This window comes from Rhizobium mongolense subsp. loessense (assembly GCF_900099775.1).
In the GTDB taxonomy this organism is placed as follows: Bacteria; Pseudomonadota; Alphaproteobacteria; order Rhizobiales; family Rhizobiaceae; genus Rhizobium; species Rhizobium loessense.
The window spans coordinates 244660-264191 of sequence record NZ_FMTM01000001.1 but is presented as its reverse complement, the minus strand read 5'-3'; the positions used below and the strand labels follow the sequence as shown (position 1 = coordinate 264191).

Below are 19532 nucleotides of genomic sequence, written 5' to 3'. Positions count from 1 at the left end.
ATAACGCTGCTTCTGGGAGTGGGACCGTGACGGACAGACTGGTAATCATCGGTGCGGGGCAGGCGGGTTTCGCGATGGCCGCAAAGCTGCGCGCGCTGCACGACACTCGCCCAATCACCATTATCGGCGCCGAGGACGTTCTTCCCTACCAGCGGCCGCCGCTTTCGAAGAAATACCTGCTCGGCGAGATGACCTTCGACCGGCTGGTGTTCCGCCCCGAGCACTGGTATCCGGACAATAATGTCGAAATCCGACTTGCGACCTGGGTCGAGCAGATCGACCGCGACAAGAAGCAGGTCGCGCTGCAGGACGGCTCGATCCTTGACTACGGCACGCTGGCGCTGACCACGGGTTCGACGCCGCGCAGGCTGCCGGCAGCCGTCGGTGGCGATCTCGACGGCGTCTATGTCGCCCGCGACAAGCGCGATGCGGACCTCCTCGCCGACGAGATGCGGCCCGGTCGGCGCGTCCTTATTATAGGCGGCGGTTATATCGGTCTCGAAGCGGCAGCCGTTGCGCGCTATCGCGGGCTCGAAGTGACCGTCATCGAAATGGCCGACCGCATTCTCCAGCGCGTTGCCGCCAAGGAAACGGCCGATATCATCCGCGCGATCCACGAGAGCCATGATGTCGTAATTCGCGAAAAGACCGGGCTTAAGCGTCTCGTCGGCAGGGATGGGCATGTTTGCGGCGCTGAGCTCTCTGACGGCTCGGTGATCGAGATCGATTTCGCCATCGTCGGCATCGGCGTCGTGCCGAACGACCAGCTGGCCAAGGAAGCCGGTCTTGACGTTGCGAACGGCATCCTCGTCAACGAATTCGCCCGCACCTCGGACACGTCGATCTTTGCCGCCGGCGATTGCGCCGTGCAACCCTGGCAGGATGGGCGGATAAGACTCGAATCGGTACAGAACGCCGTCGACCAGGCTGAAGCCGCCGCTGCGGTCATTGCCGGCGGTGACGCTCCCTATGACCCGAAGCCATGGTTCTGGTCCGATCAGTATGACGTCAAGCTGCAGATTGCCGGCTTCAACCTCGGCTACGACGAAACCCTTTTGCGCCCCGGCGCCCGCGAAGGCGCACATTCCGTCTGGTACTTCAGGAATGGCCAGTTCATCGCCGTCGACGCGATCAATGACGCAAAGGCCTATGTGACGGGCAAGAAGCTGCTGGAAACAGGAATCAATCCCGACAAGGCCGTGCTGGTGGACGCGGCCGCCGATCTCAAGCAGTTGCTGGCTTAAGATCACAGCATTGTTTTCTTCCCGGGTGGAAGCCGAAAAAGCGCTTGCTTCACCTGCCGAATGACTCTATCAGGGCTCCCACCGGAGAGGTGGCCGAGTGGTCGAAGGCGCTCCCCTGCTAAGGGAGTATACGTCAAAAGCGTATCGAGGGTTCGAATCCCTTCCTCTCCGCCATAATCTCTGTGTCCATACCGAAGACATAGGTAACAAAACGTACCTAAGTCTTGCAGACGCTCTCCCTACCTTCCGGTAGGAAATGCCCGTATCAAGATCGACCCTGTGTTTGGCATCCATTGCTGCCTGAGCATCGCCGACAATCGCGTTCCGGTATAAACGCCGACCAGCTCCTTCGGGCAATTACCTATCTCGCAGATGGGGGGAAACCACAAAATTGGTTTGATCTGCCCTCGGCCGATACGCAGCCTGTGAAATTGAATCCCTCCGCGCCAGAATCGCCTGAAGAGAATCAATTCTCACCCGGAAGTGATTCCTGCGGCGAAGCATCGTCAATTCGGATGCCTCCTCGCCCATGGTCGCATTGCTTGGGTGACATAAGAGCCGCCGAATCTGGCTGGAAATTGGTATCAATGCGGCACAGGATACGTCGTGCCATACATGTGAGGTGATGCTAAACCCCTGCAAAACCGGCAGTTTCTTAACAAAGCATAAAGAAATGCGGCGGCGCCTGCCCAACTTGTGGCCTTTCAGCAACAGGGCGGCGGTAAGGCTGATGCAAATACCACAAAGGAGTAAGTTGGTGATTGCGTGACAGGCGCGGTCTTGTATTTTCAACCTCGGAAGCGAGGGCGGTTGATCGTCCGACTTCTTGAAACATGGGGATGGGGCAGGGAACGCTGCTCAAGGCGAAAAATCCCAGACCCGATCGAAACTTTGAATTGGAGGTCACTATGAACATCAAGAGCCTTCTTCTCGGCTCCGCTGCTGCTCTCGCAGTAGTTTCCGGTGCTCAGGCCGCTGACGCTATCGTCGCTGCTGAGCCGGAACCGGTTGAATACGTTCGCGTCTGCGACGCCTACGGCACCGGCTACTTCTACATCCCGGGCACGGAAACCTGCCTCAAGATCGAAGGCTACATCCGCTTCCAGGTTGACTGGTCTGCTGGTGACGTTGCTGACAACGGCGGCGGCGAAGACTGGTCGGCTCGTACCCGCGGTCAGGTTGCCTTCACGGCGAAGAGCGACACTGAATACGGTCCGCTCACCGGCGTTATCGTCTATCAGGCAAACTTCCGCCCGAACGGCGTTGCCAACAGCCAGGATGACCAGAACGACACCGTCATCGATGAAGCCTACATCGATCTCGCCGGCTTCCGCGTTGGTAAGTTCGTCAACTGGTGGGATAATGACTTCTCCGGTGAAACGGAAGTTATCAACAACAACACCAACTTCAACGCGATCCGTTACCAGTACGACTCTGGCGACTTCTACGCTGGTCTTGCTGTTGAAGAGCTGACCCGTACCGGTGGCGAAGACGACGAACTCGACAACGGTGGAAACAACGTCGGTATCGACGCTGCTGTCGGCGGCAAGTTCGGCGCCATGAGCTGGGAACTTCTCGCTGGCTACGACCTCGACCGCGCCGACGGTGCTGTCCGTGGTATCATCTACGCAGACATCGGACCGGGCACCTTCGGTCTCGCCGGCGTCTGGGCTAGCGGCCCGAGCGACTACTATGACAACGGCGAATGGGCTATTGCTGCTCAGTATGCTGTCAAGGCAACTGACAAGTTCACCATCACCCCGGCTGTTCAGTACACTGACGGCATCGACATCGACGCAGACGACGATTTCGACGGTGGCAGCGAATGGCGCGCTGGCGTTACGCTCGACTACGAAATCGTCGAGAACCTGACGACGAAGGTGACCGTTAACTACATCAGCCAGGACCACGACAATGGCGATGAAGACGAAGACGGCGTAACGGGCTTCTTCCGCCTGCAGCGTTCGTTCTAATCTAATCTGATCTGACTTCGGTCAAATCACGAAGCCCGGCCTTCGAGCCGGGCTTTTTGCTTTGTAGGTGTCAGCTTCCGACGCTCCCGAGACGGATGCCTTTAGAGGTCGCGGAGAAAGCGACGGATTTCCTCCGCCACATCATCGAGATGCAGCAGCGGCGCATGTCCCTGACATCTCGCTGTGAACTGCCGTGCTGCCGGATGCCGCCGCCGCATCTCTTCGACCGTTGCCTTTGACAGCAGTTTTGAAGTCTCGCCGCGGATAACCAGCAGCGGTATCGCCGCCATCGCGTCGAACGGCTTCCAAAGATCCGGCAGCGGCTTGCTGAAATCGGCAGCGATCACTGCCTCAGCGATGGCCGGATCGATATCCGTGACCAACCCATAATCGGTTTCGCGATAGATTGCGAAGGCCATGCTGCGCCAATCGCTGGCGGAGAGAGCGGGAAATTCCGCCTCGTGCAGTTCGCGAAGCAATCCGGCCGCATCGTCCCAGTCACGGGGCTTTCGCGGATTTGCAAGATAAGCTTGAATATGCCGAAGCCCTTCCAGTTCGAGCACCGGCCCGACATCGTTGAGCACGACGGATGCCAGCAGTTCCGGCTTCATCTCGGCGATGAGATGCAGGATCAGTCCACCACGTGACGTTCCGATGAAGACGGCTTGCATGATGCCTAAGGCGCCGCAGGCGGTCAGAACGTCGTTTGCTTCCACGCCGAGATTGTAATTCTGCTTGTTGTCGTCCCACGCCGAGCGGCCGCGTCCCCGATAGTCGAGCGCGACCACGCGTCTGGGGCGCTCCGGGTCCTTCGAAAGGATGAGCGCAAGCTGATGAAAATCGCGGGAATTGCGTGTCAGGCCGGGAAGGCAGATTACGGGCGGATAGACGGATGCCGACGGATTCCGGGCTCCATAGTCGCGGGCGTAGAGCTTGAGCCCGTCGACTGACAGGTATGTCGTCTCCTCGAAGCCTTCGGTGGTGTTTGAAAACATTGCGATTTCCCAATTGCGCTCCGGAAATCTAGCCTGCTTCAGCGCCAAAGCAAATGATCAGGATGAAGACCGCCCGCCGATCAGGTCGCGCTCGATATCCGGCGTCTGCCCGAGCCGCGCCTTATAGACCTCGTAATTCTCCATCACGCGCTGGACATAGTTGCGCGTTTCCGGAAAGGGGATGCGCTCAATCCAGTCGACGATTTCATTGATGGATTTGCCGCGCGGGTCGCCGTAGCGGCTGATCCATTCGGGCACGCGCTTCGGCCCGGCATTATAGGCGATAAAGGTCAAGATGTAGGAGCCGCCGAAGGCGTCGATCTGTTCACCGAGATAATGCGCGCCGAGCGTGGCGTTGTAGCCGGCATCCGCTGTCAGCTTGTCGGCTGAATAGGTGATGTTGTGGCGCTTGGCGACTGCCTTGGCAGTCCCGGGCAAAAGTTGCAGGAGGCCACGGGCGTTTGCGGACGAGACGGCAGCGGGGTTGAAAGCGCTTTCCTGCCTTGCGATGGCATAGGCGAGCGCCTTGCCCGAGCCGGAGATATTCGCGTTGGAGGGAATGACGCCGACAGGAAAGGCCAGCGCCGCGACATCCATCCCGCGCGCATAGGCGATCTTGCCGACCTGCAGCGACAGGTGATGGTTGCCGGAGCCTTCCGCCTGCGCCGCCAGGATGGCAAGTTCGCCGGCACTTTGAAGCTGCTCGGCGAGCGCCAGGTAAAGGCTTGCCGCACGCCAGCCATGGCCCGCGGCCTCAAGACGCGAAATTGCCTGAACGGCTTCGCGGGATTGGAGGCGCTGCCGGTCTTCCATTGTGGGCGACGGATAGGCGACTTTGAGCGTCTTGCGCCCCAGCCGCTCAGCTGCGAGCTGACCGTAGAAAGTGCTCGGGAAGTTTGCTGCTTTTTCGTAGAACTCGCTGGACTTGCCCGCACCGCCGGCATCTGCGGCACGGCCCAGCCAATACCAGGCCCGCGAAACGGAAATCGGACCGTTCGAAACTTGAAGAATCTTGCGGAAATGCGTCTCGGCCGTCGCCGGATCCTGCAGCCCTCGCAACGCATACCAGCCGGCGTGGAATTCGGCTTCGACAATATCTGTCGGGTTCGTGGCGACATGGTTGGCGACGACACGGTAGGCGGCCTTGAACTGGCCCTGGTCGACGAGGCCCCGGCTGACGATGCGCTGCTCGTTCCACCACTCGCCGGAATTCACCAGTTCATCGCGCGCCGAAGGCATTTGCGCTAGGAGCTTGGCGGCTTCGGCATATTTGTCCTGCTTGCGCAGATATTCGATGCGGGCAAACAGATAGCCTGGGTCATTCGACCATTTGCCATCGACAGCACTCAGGAGCGCGCCGGCATTGGCCGCCTTGCTCGCGACCGCCGACCATGCCTTGTAGAGGGATTGCGCCTGGCCCATGTCGCCGAAACGCTTGGCCTGCGCCGTCCGGCCGCGATACATCAGATATTCCATGCGCGCCTTGTGGTCGGCGGCGCCGAGCAGTGCTGAGAACTCCGCCAGGATCTTGTCTTCGGTCTCCTTGTCGAGTGCTTCGCTGCGCCAGACCTTGCGGATATGTTTCGCGGCCTGTGTTTGTCTGCCGGCAGAGACCAGCGCTCGCGAGAGGATGATCGCGCCCGGTGTCGTTTCCGGTGCGGTGTCGCCGAAAGCAGCAAGGATCGCAGCCGGGTCCGGATTTTCGTCGTAGAGTGCGCGCTCGGAATTAGCGCGCAGCTTGGAAAGTCCCGGCCAGCCTTTGAGTTCTAGTGCCGCGCCTGCGATTTCATAGGAAGGCACGCCCTTGATGCCGGAAACGGCGATCGCCCATGTCAAGATATGCCGGTCGAGCGTGCCCTTGCCCATGCCGTTGCGGATCGAGATGGCCTGCTGCGGATTCTTGCTGGAAAGCGCGTCTAATGCGGCCTTCAGGTTTCCGCTCACGGGCGCGACGGTCGTGCTGCTGCGCGGGATGGCGCCGGTCATGATCGATTGAGGTGCCGAGGTTTGCGGCACGAATCCGATCGGCTTTACCTCAGGTACCGGCGCGCCCGTGTCAGGCAGCGGCGAGGCGGCGCTGCTCCACGCGGCGGCCGCAAGGCCGAGGGTGGAGAGGATCAACACAGCTCTTTTCATCCGGGATACTCGTCAGGAAAATATGCCTCGAGTTTCGCAACAGGCCTCTTAATGAAACCTTACCGAAACCGGTAAAATTCGTTCACATTTGATGTCGGAATTTGCCCTAAACCGATCCATGCGCGCTTGTCGCGGCGATTTCGCCGCTTTATGGTGCGCAACCTATATTCAAGGAATGCGGCTGAAGCGTGGATATCGGCCGTGAGGAGTTGCGCATGTTTAAGGGATCCATTCCCGCCCTCGTCACCCCCTTCACTGATGCCGGACTGGTTGATGAAGCCTCCTTCGCTTCCCATGTCGATTGGCAGATCAGGGAAGGCAGCAGTGGTCTCGTTCCGGTCGGCACAACCGGCGAGTCCCCGACGCTGTCGCATGGCGAGCACAAACGGGTCGTGGAAATCTGCATCGAAGCGGCGGCCAGGCGCGTGCCGGTCATGGCTGGCGCCGGCTCGAACAATACGCGCGAGGCGATCGAGCTTGCCCAGCATGCCGAAAAGGCGGGCGCCGATGCCGTGCTCGTCGTCACGCCCTATTACAACAAGCCGACCCAGAAGGGTCTGATTGCGCACTTCTCGGCCATCGCCGAGGCCGTCAGGCTGCCGATCTATATCTACAACATTCCCGGCCGCTCGGTGGTCGACATGACACCGGAAACGATGGGCGCGCTGGCCAAGGCGCATTCGAACATCGTCGGCGTCAAGGATGCCACCGGCAAGATCGAGCGCGTTTCCGAACAGCGCATCACTTGCGGCAAGGATTTCCGCCAGCTCTCGGGCGAGGATGCGACAGCACTCGGCTTCAACGCCCATGGCGGCGTCGGCTGTATTTCGGTAACGGCGAATGTCGCGCCGCGTCTCTGTGCAGAATTCCAGGCAGCAACGCTTGCCGGCGATTACAACAAGGCGCTCGAATATCAGGACCGCTTGATGCCGCTGCACAAGGCGATCTTCCTGGAGCCGGGCCTCTGCGGCGCGAAATACGGCCTCTATAAGCTCGAACGCATGAGGCGCAACGTGCGCTCGCCGCTGATCTCCACGCTGGAGCCGGCGACGGAAGCGGCAATCGATGCCGCTATGCGTCACGCCGGACTGCTGAACTGAGCGGGGCTGGAAGGCGGACTGCATCCGTCTTCACAAGTTTCGGCTGTTCCCCTACATAAGGGCAGGAAATGAGGGCGCGCGGTTTTGCGCGCCCGCAAGGATTGGATTGAGTCATGGCCCCCAAAGGCAGCCAGCGTATCGTGAAGAAGGTCGTGGCCGAAAACCGCAAGGCCCGCTTCAACTACGAAATCATCGATACATATGAGGCCGGGCTCGTTCTGATGGGCACCGAAGTCAAGTCCTTGCGCGAAGGCAAGGCCAATATCGCTGAATCCTACGCTTCGGATGAAGGCGGCGAGATCTGGCTCATTAATTCCTACCTGCCGGAATATCTGCAGGCCAACCGCTTCAACCACGAGCCGCGCCGCCGCCGCAAGCTTCTGCTTTCGAGCCGCGAGATCAACAGATTGCGTGCCGGCATCAACCGCGAAGGCATGACGCTGATCCCGTTGAAGATCTATTTCAATGACCGCGGCCGGGCGAAGATGGAACTGGCGCTCGCCAAGGGCAAGAAGCTGCACGACAAGCGCGAATCCGAGAAGGAGCGCGATTGGAACAGGCAGAAGAGCCGCCTGCTGAAGGACAATGGCTAAGCGATGCGAAGGCTGAAAATTTCGGTGGCGTCGCAAGTCTTCGTGGCGAAGCTGGAGGTCGAAAAGGCGCCGAAAACCTGCGCTGCGTTCACATCGCTGCTGCCCTTTCGAAATCACACTATCCATTCGCGATGGAGCGGGGAGGCGATCTGGGTGCCGCTCGGCGATTATCAGTTCGGCGTGGATTTTGAAAATCACACCTGCCATCCCTCGCGCGGCGATATCCTGCTTTATCCGGGCGGGCACAGCGAGACAGAGCTGCTCATTGCCTATGGCAGCTCGTCATTTGCGAGCAAGATGGGCGCTCTTGCCGGCAATCATTTCCTGACGATTGTCGAAGGCCGCGAAGAACTCGATGACATGGGTAAACTGGTGCTCTGGAAAGGCGCCCAGCCGATCCTGTTTGAGGCTTTGGATTGAGAATTACTCCTCGAAGTCGCTCGCCGGGGCGATCTCGACAGGCTTTTGCGGGCGTTCGGACGGGTCGCGGCCGATCTCGCTTTTCAGCGACAGAAGATCGATGAAGTGATCCGCTTGGCGGCGCAGGTCGTCGGCGATCATGGGCGGCTGGGTCGCCATCGTGGAGATGATCGACACCTTGCGGCCCTTACGCTGAAGGGCTTCCACCAGGGTGGTAAAATCGCCGTCGCCGGAAAAGATGACAAGGTGGTCGACGGTTTCGGATTGCTCCATGGCGTCGATCGCCAGTTCGATATCCATGTTGCCCTTGATCTTCCGGCGGCCCATGGAGTCGGTAAATTCCTTGGCAGGCTTGGTGACGACCTTGTATCCGTTGTAATCGAGCCAGTCGATCAGCGGGCGGATGGAGGAATATTCCTGATCCTCGATCAGCGCGGTGTAATAGTAGGCGCGCAGCAGGTATCCGCGTTTCTGGAACGCTTTCAACAGCTTGCGATAATCGATATCAAAGCCGAGGCTCTTGGATGCAGCGTAGAGGTTGGCGCCGTCTATGAAGAGTGCAATTTTTTCGCGTGGGTCGAACATCGCTTGCCAATCCAATTAGAGTAATCCAAATCTTCTTCGGTCAAAATTCCATAAAAACAATGGCTTAGTTAACGAAGAAAGAATAATTCTTAATTTATGAATTATTCATATAAAGGAGATTTAGGGCACGATTCGGCATATTCCAAGCAACTAACGGTGGAATTGTCACATTCACTCGAAAATTTTAGTAGGGCGAGCCATAAACGGCGGGGCCGTGCATGAAAAACTTGAATTCGTCGGCTTTTAATTGTATCGGGCGTTCTAATCCCGAAATCACGACCGTAAAGGACAGGCAATGGCCCGTGTCACAGTTGAAGATTGCATCGACAAAGTTGAGAACCGCTTCGAGCTGGTTCTGCTTGCCAGCCACCGCGCCCGGCTGATTTCCCAGGGTGCCTCGATCACCATCGATCGTGACAACGACAAGAACCCCGTTGTGGCGCTGCGCGAAATCGCCGATGAAACGCTGTCTCCCGACGATCTGAAGGAAGACCTCATCCACTCGCTGCAGAAGCACGTCGAAGTCGACGAACCCGAGCCCGATCCAGCAAGCCTCATTGCCGCTGGCGGCGTTGCGGCTGCGGAAGGCGAGGAGCAGGACGATCAGCCCGAGACGATCACTTTCGACCAGATGTCGGAAGAAGAGCTTCTGGCAGGTATCGAAGGTCTTGTGCCTCCGGAAAAGAGCGACGACTACTGACACGTCGCGAGACGATTACCAATCGTCAATCTTGCGCCTTTATTGCTAAGGCATATTATTACCAGTGCGTGCGCCAATCGGTGATTGGCGCGCTTTTGTTTTTATTGGAGTAGTTCCGGGATGATGCGGCAGTACGAGCTCGTGGAGCGGGTGCAGAAATACAAGCCCGACGCCAATGAAGCTCTGCTGAACAAGGCCTACGTCTATGCCATGCAAAAGCATGGACAGCAGAAGCGTGCCAGCGGTGATCCCTATATCTCCCATCCGCTCGAAGTCGCTGCGATTCTGACGGACATGCATCTCGACGAGTCGACTATTGCTGTCGCTCTGCTGCATGACACGATCGAGGATACAACGGCGACACGCGCCGAAATCGACGAGCTCTTCGGCGAAGATATCGGCCGGTTGGTCGAGGGCCTGACGAAGATCAAGAAGCTCGATCTCGTCACCAAGAAGGCCAAGCAGGCGGAGAACCTGCGCAAGCTGCTGCTTGCGATCTCCGACGATGTGCGCGTGCTGCTCGTCAAGCTGGCCGACCGCCTGCACAATATGCGAACGCTCGACCACATGTCGGCGGACAAGCGTGCCCGCATCTCCGAGGAGACGATGGAGATCTATGCGCCGCTTGCGGGTCGCATGGGTATGCAGGACATGCGCGATGAGCTGGAGGAGCTTTCCTTCCGCCATATCAACCCGGAGGCTTACGAAACCGTCACGAAGCGTCTGCAGGAGCTCTCGCAACGCAACGAAGGCCTGGTCAAGAAGATCGAAACGGAACTGCGCGATCTGCTGGTGACCAACGGCTTGACGACGGCCAAGGTCAAGGGACGCCAGAAGAAGCCGTACTCGGTTTTCCGCAAGATGCAGTCGAAGTCGCTTTCCTTCGAGCAGCTTTCGGATGTCTATGGCTTCCGCATCCTCGTCGAGGACGTTCCAGCCTGCTATCGCGCGCTCGGCATCGTTCATATGCGTTGGCGCGTCGTGCCTGGCCGCTTCAAGGATTACATCTCAACGCCAAAGCAGAACGACTACCGTTCGCTGCACACGACGATCGTCGGCCCCTCCAGCCAGCGCATCGAACTGCAGATCCGCACCAAGCGCATGCATGAGATCGCCGAATATGGCATCGCCGCGCACGCCCTTTACAAGGACGGCGCGACCAATGCCGAGGGCGATATTCTCTCGCGCGAGTCCAATGCCTACTCATGGCTCCGCCACACGATCGAGGCGCTGGCCGAAGGCGATAGCCCCGAGGAATTCCTCGAACACACCAAGCTTGAGCTGTTCCAGGACCAGGTCTTCTGCTTCACGCCGAAGGGCAAACTGATCGCCTTGCCGCGCGGCGCAACGCCGATCGATTTTGCTTATGCCGTTCACACCAATATCGGCGACACGACGGTTGGCGCCAAGATCAACGGCCGCATCATGCCGCTGGTGACAAGACTTGCGAACGGCGACGAGGTCGAGATCATCCGCTCCGGCGTGCAGGTGCCGCCAGCTGCGTGGGAGGAGATCGTCGTGACCGGCAAGGCGCGTGCCGCAATCCGCCGCGCCACGCGCCTGGCGATCCGCAAGCAATATGCCGGCCTCGGCCATCGCATTCTGGAGCGCACCTTCGAGCGGGCGGGGAAGATATTTTCTCGAGACGCGATGAAGCCGGCGCTGCACCGCCTCGGCCAGAAGGATGTCGAGGACGCTATCGCAGCCGTCGGCCGGGGCGAGATGTCGTCGCTCGATGTCCTGCGCGCAGTCTATCCTGACCATCAGGATGAGCGCGTGACGGTCAAGCCGAGCGGCGATGATGGCTGGTTTAATGTCCGCAGCGCCTCGGGCATGATCTTCAAGGTTCCAGACAAGGCCAAGACGGAGGCGGAGACGGATGCTGATATGGGCCCGATCCGCGGCATTTCCGGCAATATCGCCGTGCAGTTCGCACCCGCAGGCGCCGTGCCTGGCGATCGCATCGTAGGCATCATGGAGAAGGGGAAGGGCATAACCATCTACCCGATCCAGTCGTCCGCGCTGCAACGTTTCGATGATCAGCCCGATCGCTGGATCGATGTGCGCTGGGATCTGGACGAGGCCAACAAGTCGCGCTTCATGGCGCGCGTGCTCATCAACGCATTGAACGAGCCTGGCACGCTGGCCAAGGTGGCGCAATCCGTTGCCGGCCTTGACGTGAATATCCGTTCCTTAAACACGGTGCGCGTCGCCGCCGACTTCACCGAAATGGCGGTCGATGTCGAAGTATGGGATCTCCGCCAGCTCAACCAGCTGCTCGCGCAACTGAAAGATTTGGATTGCATTGCGACAGTGCGGCGCCTCTACGACTGAGGCGTCTGCACATTTTATAATCGCTTTGTTGCAGAATTCGCGTACGGAAAAGGCAAGGCATGCGCGCGTTGCATGGCTGTGCCTATATTAGAGCGTTGGTAATTGTGCACTGCAGCACCTATCTTCCGGTCATCAGAGAATGAACGAGAGAAAGTACCAACGCTATGTTTACTCCAATCAAGAAAATCGCCCGCGCACTTCGCGTTCCGAGCGTACAGGAACGAGAAATGGCATACCTCAACGGTTCGTATGACCGTATCGATCTTGAATACCGTCAGCGTCAGGTTGACCGAGGCCTGTTCCGAAGCCGTTAATTACGGGTCAATACTTCCAGGGACGCGAAAGGGCGCCATGCATGACGCGCGCCCTTCGGTGAAGAGCTTCGACGGTGGCTGACGCGAGCCCCCGAGACTTTTGGCTGCTCTTGTCATGGCCACGTGCGCTGCCCTAAATAGCCGCCATGCTGTTTCGCCGTAGAAAACCTGCAGGATTTCGTGAAAGGACGCGAGAGTTGTTCTGGCCCCGCAAGGGCTTTCTGCGTCCGCTGCGCTATCTGAAGATGCGCATCCTGCGCCTGACGGCTTCGCCGCACGCCGTAGCAATGGGCGTTGCAGCCGGCGTCTTCGTATCCTGGACGCCGTTCATTGGCGTGCATTTCATCATGGCCTTCGTGCTTGCCTATTTCCTCTCCGGAAACATGGTAGCTGCCGCGCTCGGCACGGCGGCCTTCGGCAATCCCCTCACATATCCCTTCATCTGGGCGGTCACCTGGGAAATCGGTCATCTGCTGCTCATGCGCGAAAATGCGATGACCGGGCAGTCCGTCGATCTGATGGAGCTTTTTCACAAGCTCCGTTTCACCGAGCTCTGGAAGCCGGTGCTGGAGCCCATGCTGATCGGCGCCATTCCTCCGGCCGCCATCAGCTCCGTTGTGCTTTATATTCTGACGTTCTACACCGTGAAAGGTTTTCAGGTCCGCCGCCGCGAGAGGCTGATGCAGCGGGCGCGCCTTCACCTTGCCAATCCCACGCAGGATATTCCGACTGTATGATTATGTTTCGACAGAGAGGTATCGCATGATCATCGGCATTGGCAGCGATCTGATCGACATCCGCCGTGTCGAAAAGTCGCTTGAGCGCTTCGGCGAGCGCTTCACCCACCGTTGCTTCACCGAGATCGAGCGGGCGCGCTCCGACCGGCGTGCCAACCGCGCAGAATCCTATGCGAAGCGTTTCGCCGCCAAGGAAGCCTGTTCGAAGGCGCTTGGCACGGGGATGGCGCAGGGCGTTTTCTGGAAGGACCTGGGTGTTGTCAATCTGCCGAGCGGCAAGCCGACGATGCAGCTGACGGGCGGCGCCGCTGTCGTGCTTCAGTCCATGCTGCCCGCCGGACACAAGGCGATGGTGCATTTGACGATAACCGATGACTACCCGCTTGCTCAGGCATTCGTGATCATTGAGGCCCTGCCGGAAAGCGCGTGATGAGCGGCGTGTCGTCGCTTTTAATGTTCGCGGCATTGCCGCCACCCGCCGAAGCCGCTAGAGAGAAGCAAACAGAGAATGCGCCGCTGCGGCGCCTTTAAGGAACAAGACTGCGTGTCCGAAAAAGCCGATACTAAGCCGAACGCCCTTTGGGAAAATATTAAAGTCATTATTCAGGCATTGTTGCTGGCGATGGTGATCCGGACGGTCTTCTTCCAGCCGTTCACGATTCCATCCGGTTCGATGATGCCGACGCTGCTCGTCGGCGACTACATCTTCGTCAACAAGTTCGCTTACGGCTATTCGAAATACTCGCTGCCTTTTTCGCCGAACCTTTTCGCCGGCCGCATCTTCGGCTCCGAGCCGACCCGCGGCGATATCGTCGTCTTCCGCTTTCCGCCGAACCCGGACATCGACTACATCAAGCGCGTCGTCGGCCTGCCGGGCGACCATATCCAGGTGACGGATGGCGTGCTCCATATCAATGGCAAGCCGGTTCCGAAGGTGGCGGACGGCGCCTTTACCTCGGATTACAAACTCGATCCGGGCGAAGACGTGCCGGTGTTCCGCGAAACGCTCGACAATGGCAAGACCTACGATACGCTGGACCAGTCGCCCGTTTCGCGCGGCGACAACACCCAGGATTTCGTCGTGCCCGAGGGCCATTACTTCATGATGGGCGACAACCGGGACAATTCTCTCGACAGCCGGTTCGACGTCGGCTTCGTTCCGGCGGAAAACCTCGTCGGCCGCGCCAGCGTCATCTTCTTCTCGCTCGGCAACGACACGTCGTTCCGCGAAATCTGGAAATGGCCGACCAACATGCGGTGGGACCGCCTCTTCAAGGTTGTTGAATGAGCAAAGTTCAGACGCTTTCGGCGGCGGACCGGACGAGGCTTGAAGCCTTGATCGGCCACGAGTTCGCCGGGAAGGAGCGCCTGGACCGGGCTTTGACGCATGCGAGCGCCCGCACGCAGAAGGGCGCCAATTACGAACGTCTGGAGTTCCTGGGCGACCGTGTGCTTGGCCTCTGCATCGCTGAACTGCTTTTTCGCACTTTCGGGACGGCTGGGGAGGGCGAGCTGTCGGTGCGCCTGAACCAGCTGGTCAGCGCCGAGACCTGCGCGGAAGTGGCCGACGAACTGGGTCTGCACCTCTTTGTCCGCACAGGCGCCGACGTCAAGAAGCTCACCGGCAAGCGCATGATGAACGTGCGTGCCGATGTAGTCGAAAGCCTGATCGCGGCACTCTATCTCGACGGCGGTCTTGAAGTCGCCCGCCGCTTCATCCTGAAATACTGGGAAAAGCGGGCGACCCGCGCCGACGGAGCAAAGCGCGACGCCAAGACCGAATTGCAGGAATGGGCGCATGCGAAATTCGGCGTCACGCCGCAATATCGGGTTGAAGAACGCACCGGGCCGGATCATGATCCCCGCTTCACGGTGACGGTGGAAGTCGTCGGCGTGAAGCCGGAAACGGGCGTTGAGCGCTCGAAGCGTGCGGCCGAACAGGTCGCCGCAGCAAAGATGCTGGAACGCGAAGGCATTTGGCAGCAAGCCTCTGCCGGAAATTGACAGGACAATGACGGAAGAAAACGATATGGCGCATGAAGTCGCCGCTGAAACCAATGGCGAAACGCATTCCGGCTTCGTCGCGCTAATCGGCCCGACCAATGCCGGAAAATCGACCTTGGTAAACCGCCTTGTCGGTGCCAAGGTGTCGATCGTCAGCCACAAGGTGCAGACGACGCGCGCCATTGTCCGCGGCATCGCGATCCATGGCAATGCGCAGATCGTCTTCATGGATACACCCGGCATCTTCAAGCCGCGCCGCAGACTGGACCGCGCCATGGTCACGTCGGCCTGGGGCGGGGCCAAGGATGCCGATCTCATTGTGCTCCTGATTGACAGCGAGCGCGGCCTGCGCGGCGACGCGGAGGCGATCCTGGAAGGGCTCAAGGAGGTGCGGCAGCCGAAGATACTCCTGCTCAACAAGATCGACCGCGTCAAGCGAGAAGACTTGCTGGCACTGGCCGCTGCCGCGAACGAGAAGATCGCCTTCGAGCAGACCTTCATGATCTCGGCGGAGAACGGCTCCGGCTGCGACGACGTCATGGATTATCTGGCGAGGACCCTGCCCGAGGGCCCATGGTACTATCCGGAAGATCAGATTTCTGATCTGCCGATGCGCCAGCTCGCCGCCGAGATCACCCGCGAAAAGCTCTTCCTGCGTCTGCACCAGGAGCTTCCCTATTCGTCCCACGTCGAAACGGAAAAGTGGGAAGAGCGCAAGGACGGCTCGGTCCGTATCGAGCAGGTGATCTACGTCGAGCGCGACAGCCAGAAGAAGATCACCCTTGGCAAGGGTGGCGAGACGATCAAGGCGATCTCCTCGGCATCCCGAAAGGAACTCGCCGAAATCCTTGAACAGCCGGTGCACCTGTTCCTCTTCGTCAAGGTTCGCGAGAACTGGGGCGATGACCCGGAGCGGTTCCGGGAAATGGGGCTCGACTTTCCGCGTTGACCGATTGAAAAAGAGCGGCTGGAATGGCTTGGCGAATCCAGGCGGCCGCCCATAAAATTTCGGCCGCCATGTCTTTTTTGAATGCAAATCGGTCAAACAGAAAATAAGGTCGGTGATGCCACTTTTCCTCCGATTTTGCTTCTTATCGACAGAATCGGAAAAGCGGCTCACTCAGGTCGCATGGCTTATAGCCCGGGAACGGGCATAAGGGGGTACCAGAGGTAGAGATGCGGGTTAAGCAGGCGGTGTGCGCCGTAAACGGCGTTCAGCGAAGGGCGCGGAGATCATGAACGCAAGCCGTGTTCTGGTCCTTGAAGATAGTCTCATCATCGCGATGGAGGCGGAAGATATGCTTCGCGCCGTCGGCGTGGAGGCCATCGATATCGCAAGTGGCCTCGATCAGGCGATGGATGCGGTGAAATCGGAAAGCTATGATTTCGCGCTGCTCGATGTCAATCTCGGCGAGGCGATGAGCTTCGGCTTTGCCCGGCATTTGAATGACACGGGCATCCCTTTCGGCTTCGTTAGCGGCTATTCCGATACGCGAGACTTCCCGCCGGATCTCCAGGATGTGCCGCTTCTCGTAAAACCCTTCGACGAAGGTGCGATGCGCGAATTCCTCGAGAAGCTTTTTCCGAGTGCCGAATTGGACCCGGCTTCATGACATGAGGCTGCGCTTGCTTTAGGATCAATTCCGCAAGCTTGAGGTTCGTTCGCCATGCAGTGGCAGGATCATGCAATCATTCTTGGCGTCAAACGCCACGGCGAGACCAGCGTCATTGCCGAGGTGATGACGCGTGCCCGCGGCCGGCATCTCGGCCTGGTGCGTTCCGGCCGTTCGCGTGCGATGCAGCCGGTGCTGCAGCCCGGCAACGAGGTGGATGTCATCTGGCGCGCGCGCCTCGACGAGCATCTCGGCGAATTCCGTGTCGAGCCGCTGCGGCTGCGCGCAGCACAGCTCATGGAAACAGCCACCGCCGTCTATGGGGTGCAGGCGATGGGCGCTCTTTTGCGGCTTTTGCCGGAGCGCGACCCGCATCCGCATCTTTACGATGCGCTCGAGGTCATCCTCGACAATCTCCACAATCCGGCGGATGCCGGTGAACTCTTCGTCCGCTTCGAGCTCGCCGTCCTTAACGACCTTGGCTTCGGCCTTGACCTTGCCGAATGCGCCGCAACCGGCGCGCGGACCGATCTTGCCTATGTCTCGCCGAAATCCGGCCGGGCGGTCAGCCGGTCAGCCGGTGCCCCTTGGGCGGACAAGATGTTTGTGCTTCCGGGCTTTCTACGTGCCGACGGCAATGATGCCGCAGACTTCGACAGTCTGAGCGCGGCCTTTCGCCTGACGGGCTTTTTCCTCAATCGCCACGTCTATGAGCCGCGCGGTATCGAAGCGACTGCAGCCCGCGACGGCTTCATTCAGGCAGCACTAAAGGCACTCAATTCGTCTCTCAGGGCCATTCCTGCAGCGCCGGATGAGCTCTCGGCCTGAGGGTTGTTTTTCACTGCTGAAAAGCATGCTGCGGAATTGGAGGTTTATCCGTTCCGGCGTCCTCCCTATGTCTGCTCATGTTGCTTGGAGGACTTTCATGCTGACTAAAACAGATAATGCGACAACGATCACACTCTGGAATGGCCGCGAAATCCCGAGGCTCGGCATGGGCTGCTGGGCGATCGGCGGGCCGTTCTTCGCAGGCGACGTGCCACTCGGCTGGGGGGAGGTCGACGATGATGAGTCGATCGAGGCCATTCATCGCGCCGTCGATCTCGGCATCCGCTTTTTCGACACGGCTTCGAACTATGGCGCCGGGCATTCGGAAGAAGTCGTTGGCCGCGCGATCGGCAATCGCGACGATATCGTTATTGCCACGAAATTCGGCTTTGCCACCGACGAGAAGACAAAACAGGCAACGGGCGCCTTTGCCGATCCGGCCTTCATCCGCCAATCGGTGGAAACGTCGCTGCGCCGGCTCAAGCGCGAGCGGCTCGATCTCCTGCAGTTCCACCTGAACGATTTCCCGCTGGAAGCGTCGGACGAAGTTTTCGATGTACTCGAGGCACTTAAGGCACAGGGTAAGATCGACGCCTTCGGTTGGAGCACGGACTTCCCCGATCGAGCCGCCCGCCACGCAGGTTGCAGTGGCTTCGTATCCATACAGCACACGATGAATGTCTTCGAGCCGGTGCCGGCCATGGTCGATGTAATCGAGAAGAATGGCCTGCTGTCGATCAACCGCGGACCGCTGGCGATGGGGCTTTTGAGCGGCAAGTTCACGCCGGAGAAGACAGTCGGCGCCAAGGATGTCCGCGCTACGAGTCTCGACTGGATGGTTTACTTCAAGGATGGGCGCATCGCGCCGGAATTCGCAACCCGCCTGGAAGCCGTTCGCGACCTGCTGACCACCGGCGGCCGCACGCTGACACAAGGTGCTCTTGCGTGGTTATGGGCACGCTCGCCTCGCACGCTGCCCATTCCCGGTTTCCGCACAGTCGCCCAGGTTGAGGAAAACGCAGGCGCTTTGAAAAAGGGACCGCTGCCACGGGATGTGATGGCACGGATCGATGCGGCGCTAGCCGGCCGTTAACCCGTCGCCCGCAACTTGAACGCCCAGCCTTCCGGCCGTTCCTCGATGATGGTGACGGCATCGCCGATGGCGATCCGGCCGGTGCCGCGCGGTACGGCATTCCAGCCGAAAATCGCGCCGCGCACGCGGAGGTCTGCCGACATGCGGATGCGGCCCATGGCGGGCATCGGGTTTGCCACCTCGCGCGAGCCCGTCATTTGATCCTGCGTCGTCATGATGCAGCGCGCGCAGGGTTTCACGAGATCGAATCGGATGCCGCCGATCTCGATTGCCGCCCAGCGGTCCTCCGGCCAGGCTTCGTCCGTATCGATAACGATGTTCGGCCGGAATCGCTCCATGCCGACTCGGCCCTCCGCATGCGAGGCGAGGTTGGCGTTGAGCGCTTTCAGCGAGCCGGTCGTTGTCACCAGGATCTGATAGCCGTCCGCGAATGTCATGGGAGTTTCGCCGCCTGCCCATTCGGGATTGGCGATGCGCTGCGCCTGGCTATCGAAGAAGACCAGCTTGACGTCCCGTCCGAGCCATTCGGAAATCCGAGCATTGCTTTCGTCGTCGGCAACTGCGGCATTCACAAGGGATTTCCAGACGACGACATCCATGCGGCGGTCCGGCTGCGGCGGCGCGACGGCGATATCCGGCTTCCCCGTCATCACCAGCCGGAAAGCCTCCGGCTCGGGCCGGACTTCGATTCTGGCGAGAGCCGGCAATTCGCGTTGCGTGATGAAATGGCCGTCAGGATCAGTCACCATCGCGCGCCGGTCGCCGGGAAGGCCGAAGGCGTCTACCGCCGAGAAAGGGATGGCGATGGCACGTGCGCTCTTGAGCGGATAGATAAAAAGATCGCTGACGTGCATTTCGTTCTC

At 59.5% G+C, this 19532-nt stretch carries 19 protein-coding genes, 1 tRNA gene and 1 pseudogene; 17 read left to right on the top strand and 4 right to left on the bottom strand.

Features of this window, described 5'->3' with window-relative positions:
* The first annotated feature begins 26 nt into the window (after positions 1 to 26).
* The 3 genes from BLP23_RS01370 (at position 27) to BLP23_RS01360 (ending at position 3217) form a co-directional block, all read left to right on the top strand.
* Positions 27 to 1244, top strand: a complete 1218-nt coding sequence (locus tag BLP23_RS01370; RefSeq protein ID WP_092583217.1) for an NAD(P)/FAD-dependent oxidoreductase — start codon at positions 27 to 29, stop codon at positions 1242 to 1244.
* A gap of 83 nt (positions 1245 to 1327) precedes the next feature.
* A tRNA-Ser gene (locus BLP23_RS01365) sits at positions 1328 to 1418 on the top strand.
* 734 nt (positions 1419 to 2152) lie between these two features.
* Positions 2153 to 3217, top strand: coding sequence for a porin (locus BLP23_RS01360; protein ID WP_092584216.1), 1065 nt, complete (start codon positions 2153 to 2155; stop codon positions 3215 to 3217).
* A gap of 101 nt (positions 3218 to 3318) precedes the next feature.
* Here BLP23_RS01360 and BLP23_RS01355 read toward each other — a convergent pair whose 3' ends face one another.
* Entirely contained in the window at positions 3319 to 4212 is an 894-nt protein-coding gene (locus tag BLP23_RS01355) for an alpha/beta fold hydrolase (RefSeq protein ID WP_092583216.1), read from the bottom strand.
* Positions 4213 to 4269: 57 nt separating this feature from the next.
* Positions 4270 to 6348 (bottom strand): lytic transglycosylase domain-containing protein, encoded by a 2079-nt coding sequence (locus tag BLP23_RS01350; RefSeq protein ID WP_092583215.1) that lies wholly within the window; start codon positions 6346 to 6348, stop codon positions 4270 to 4272.
* A 215-nt stretch (positions 6349 to 6563) separates the two neighbouring features.
* Here BLP23_RS01350 and dapA point away from each other — a divergent pair, with 215 nt between their 5' ends.
* From dapA to BLP23_RS01335, 3 genes are all read left to right on the top strand, one after another.
* Positions 6564 to 7448, top strand: coding sequence for a 4-hydroxy-tetrahydrodipicolinate synthase (dapA, locus tag BLP23_RS01345; protein ID WP_092583214.1), 885 nt, complete (start codon positions 6564 to 6566; stop codon positions 7446 to 7448).
* A 113-nt stretch (positions 7449 to 7561) separates the two neighbouring features.
* A complete protein-coding gene (gene smpB / locus BLP23_RS01340; RefSeq protein WP_022714633.1) occupies positions 7562 to 8041 on the top strand; it encodes an SsrA-binding protein SmpB in 480 nt (159 codons plus the stop codon).
* 3 nt (positions 8042 to 8044) lie between these two features.
* A complete protein-coding gene (locus BLP23_RS01335) occupies positions 8045 to 8461 on the top strand; it encodes a DUF3830 family protein (RefSeq protein WP_092583213.1) in 417 nt (138 codons plus the stop codon).
* A gap of 3 nt (positions 8462 to 8464) precedes the next feature.
* On the opposite strand, the gene BLP23_RS01330 is transcribed toward BLP23_RS01335, so the two are convergent.
* On the bottom strand, positions 8465 to 9046 hold the full coding sequence (locus BLP23_RS01330; protein ID WP_022714635.1) for a LabA-like NYN domain-containing protein: 582 nt from the start codon (positions 9044 to 9046) through the stop codon (positions 8465 to 8467).
* Between the two features lie 295 nt (positions 9047 to 9341).
* Between BLP23_RS01330 and rpoZ the strand changes: the two genes are divergently transcribed.
* From rpoZ to BLP23_RS01275, 11 genes and pseudogenes are all read left to right on the top strand, one after another.
* A complete protein-coding gene (gene rpoZ / locus BLP23_RS01325; RefSeq protein WP_022714636.1) occupies positions 9342 to 9746 on the top strand; it encodes a DNA-directed RNA polymerase subunit omega in 405 nt (134 codons plus the stop codon).
* 120 nt (positions 9747 to 9866) lie between these two features.
* Positions 9867 to 12080 (top strand): RelA/SpoT family protein, encoded by a 2214-nt coding sequence (locus BLP23_RS01320; protein WP_092583212.1) that lies wholly within the window; start codon positions 9867 to 9869, stop codon positions 12078 to 12080.
* Between the two features lie 164 nt (positions 12081 to 12244).
* Positions 12245 to 12394, top strand: a complete 150-nt coding sequence (locus BLP23_RS01315; protein WP_074067150.1) for a DUF3563 family protein — start codon at positions 12245 to 12247, stop codon at positions 12392 to 12394.
* A gap of 146 nt (positions 12395 to 12540) precedes the next feature.
* Positions 12541 to 13131 carry a DUF2062 domain-containing protein gene (locus BLP23_RS01310; RefSeq protein WP_092583211.1) on the top strand — a complete coding sequence of 197 codons (591 nt, stop codon included), beginning with the start codon at positions 12541 to 12543 and terminating at the stop codon, positions 13129 to 13131.
* Between the two features lie 25 nt (positions 13132 to 13156).
* A complete protein-coding gene (gene acpS / locus BLP23_RS01305; protein WP_092583210.1) occupies positions 13157 to 13561 on the top strand; it encodes a holo-ACP synthase in 405 nt (134 codons plus the stop codon).
* A gap of 114 nt (positions 13562 to 13675) precedes the next feature.
* Positions 13676 to 14419, top strand: coding sequence for a signal peptidase I (lepB, locus tag BLP23_RS01300; protein ID WP_092584215.1), 744 nt, complete (start codon positions 13676 to 13678; stop codon positions 14417 to 14419).
* Positions 14416 to 15135 carry a ribonuclease III gene (gene rnc / locus BLP23_RS01295; RefSeq protein WP_022714641.1) on the top strand — a complete coding sequence of 240 codons (720 nt, stop codon included), beginning with the start codon at positions 14416 to 14418 and terminating at the stop codon, positions 15133 to 15135. Before lepB ends, rnc begins: the two co-directional genes overlap by 4 nt.
* Positions 15136 to 15142: 7 nt before the next feature.
* The gene (gene era, locus BLP23_RS01290; RefSeq protein ID WP_092583209.1) at positions 15143 to 16084 is read left to right on the top strand and encodes a GTPase Era; all 942 of its coding nucleotides are present in this window, start codon (positions 15143 to 15145) and stop codon (positions 16082 to 16084) included.
* 238 nt (positions 16085 to 16322) lie between these two features.
* Positions 16323 to 16748, top strand: a pseudogene (locus BLP23_RS01285) (hypothetical protein); the annotation flags it as partial.
* Between the two features lie 54 nt (positions 16749 to 16802).
* Positions 16803 to 17576: a DNA repair protein RecO gene (gene recO, locus BLP23_RS01280; RefSeq protein WP_092583207.1), complete on the top strand. Its 774-nt coding sequence runs from the start codon at positions 16803 to 16805 to the stop codon at positions 17574 to 17576.
* A 97-nt stretch (positions 17577 to 17673) separates the two neighbouring features.
* Positions 17674 to 18669, top strand: a complete 996-nt coding sequence (locus BLP23_RS01275; RefSeq protein ID WP_092583206.1) for an aldo/keto reductase — start codon at positions 17674 to 17676, stop codon at positions 18667 to 18669.
* On the opposite strand, the gene BLP23_RS01270 is transcribed toward BLP23_RS01275, so the two are convergent.
* Positions 18666 to 19523 (bottom strand): MOSC domain-containing protein, encoded by an 858-nt coding sequence (locus BLP23_RS01270; protein ID WP_092583205.1) that lies wholly within the window; start codon positions 19521 to 19523, stop codon positions 18666 to 18668. The genes BLP23_RS01275 and BLP23_RS01270 overlap by 4 nt on opposite strands.
* Positions 19524 to 19532: the final 9 nt, after the last annotated feature.

What these genes read in the sequence shown, in the direction of transcription:
- BLP23_RS01360 (WP_092584216.1), top strand. Translation starts at nt 2,153, where the DNA reads ATGAACATCAAGAGCCTTCTTCTCGGCTCCGCTGCTGCTCTCGCAGTA.
- BLP23_RS01355 (WP_092583216.1), bottom strand. Translation starts at nt 4,212, where the DNA reads ATGTTTTCAAACACCACCGAAGGCTTCGAGGAGACGACATACCTGTCA.
- BLP23_RS01350 (WP_092583215.1), bottom strand. Translation starts at nt 6,348, where the DNA reads ATGAAAAGAGCTGTGTTGATCCTCTCCACCCTCGGCCTTGCGGCCGCC.
- dapA (WP_092583214.1), top strand. Translation starts at nt 6,564, where the DNA reads ATGTTTAAGGGATCCATTCCCGCCCTCGTCACCCCCTTCACTGATGCC.
- smpB (WP_022714633.1), top strand. Translation starts at nt 7,562, where the DNA reads ATGGCCCCCAAAGGCAGCCAGCGTATCGTGAAGAAGGTCGTGGCCGAA.
- BLP23_RS01335 (WP_092583213.1), top strand. Translation starts at nt 8,045, where the DNA reads ATGCGAAGGCTGAAAATTTCGGTGGCGTCGCAAGTCTTCGTGGCGAAG.
- BLP23_RS01330 (WP_022714635.1), bottom strand. Translation starts at nt 9,046, where the DNA reads ATGTTCGACCCACGCGAAAAAATTGCACTCTTCATAGACGGCGCCAAC.
- rpoZ (WP_022714636.1), top strand. Translation starts at nt 9,342, where the DNA reads ATGGCCCGTGTCACAGTTGAAGATTGCATCGACAAAGTTGAGAACCGC.
- BLP23_RS01320 (WP_092583212.1), top strand. Translation starts at nt 9,867, where the DNA reads ATGATGCGGCAGTACGAGCTCGTGGAGCGGGTGCAGAAATACAAGCCC.
- BLP23_RS01315 (WP_074067150.1), top strand. Translation starts at nt 12,245, where the DNA reads ATGTTTACTCCAATCAAGAAAATCGCCCGCGCACTTCGCGTTCCGAGC.
- BLP23_RS01310 (WP_092583211.1), top strand. Translation starts at nt 12,541, where the DNA reads ATGCTGTTTCGCCGTAGAAAACCTGCAGGATTTCGTGAAAGGACGCGA.
- acpS (WP_092583210.1), top strand. Translation starts at nt 13,157, where the DNA reads ATGATCATCGGCATTGGCAGCGATCTGATCGACATCCGCCGTGTCGAA.
- rnc (WP_022714641.1), top strand. Translation starts at nt 14,416, where the DNA reads ATGAGCAAAGTTCAGACGCTTTCGGCGGCGGACCGGACGAGGCTTGAA.
- era (WP_092583209.1), top strand. Translation starts at nt 15,143, where the DNA reads ATGACGGAAGAAAACGATATGGCGCATGAAGTCGCCGCTGAAACCAAT.
- recO (WP_092583207.1), top strand. Translation starts at nt 16,803, where the DNA reads ATGCAGTGGCAGGATCATGCAATCATTCTTGGCGTCAAACGCCACGGC.
- BLP23_RS01275 (WP_092583206.1), top strand. Translation starts at nt 17,674, where the DNA reads ATGCTGACTAAAACAGATAATGCGACAACGATCACACTCTGGAATGGC.
- BLP23_RS01270 (WP_092583205.1), bottom strand. Translation starts at nt 19,523, where the DNA reads ATGCACGTCAGCGATCTTTTTATCTATCCGCTCAAGAGCGCACGTGCC.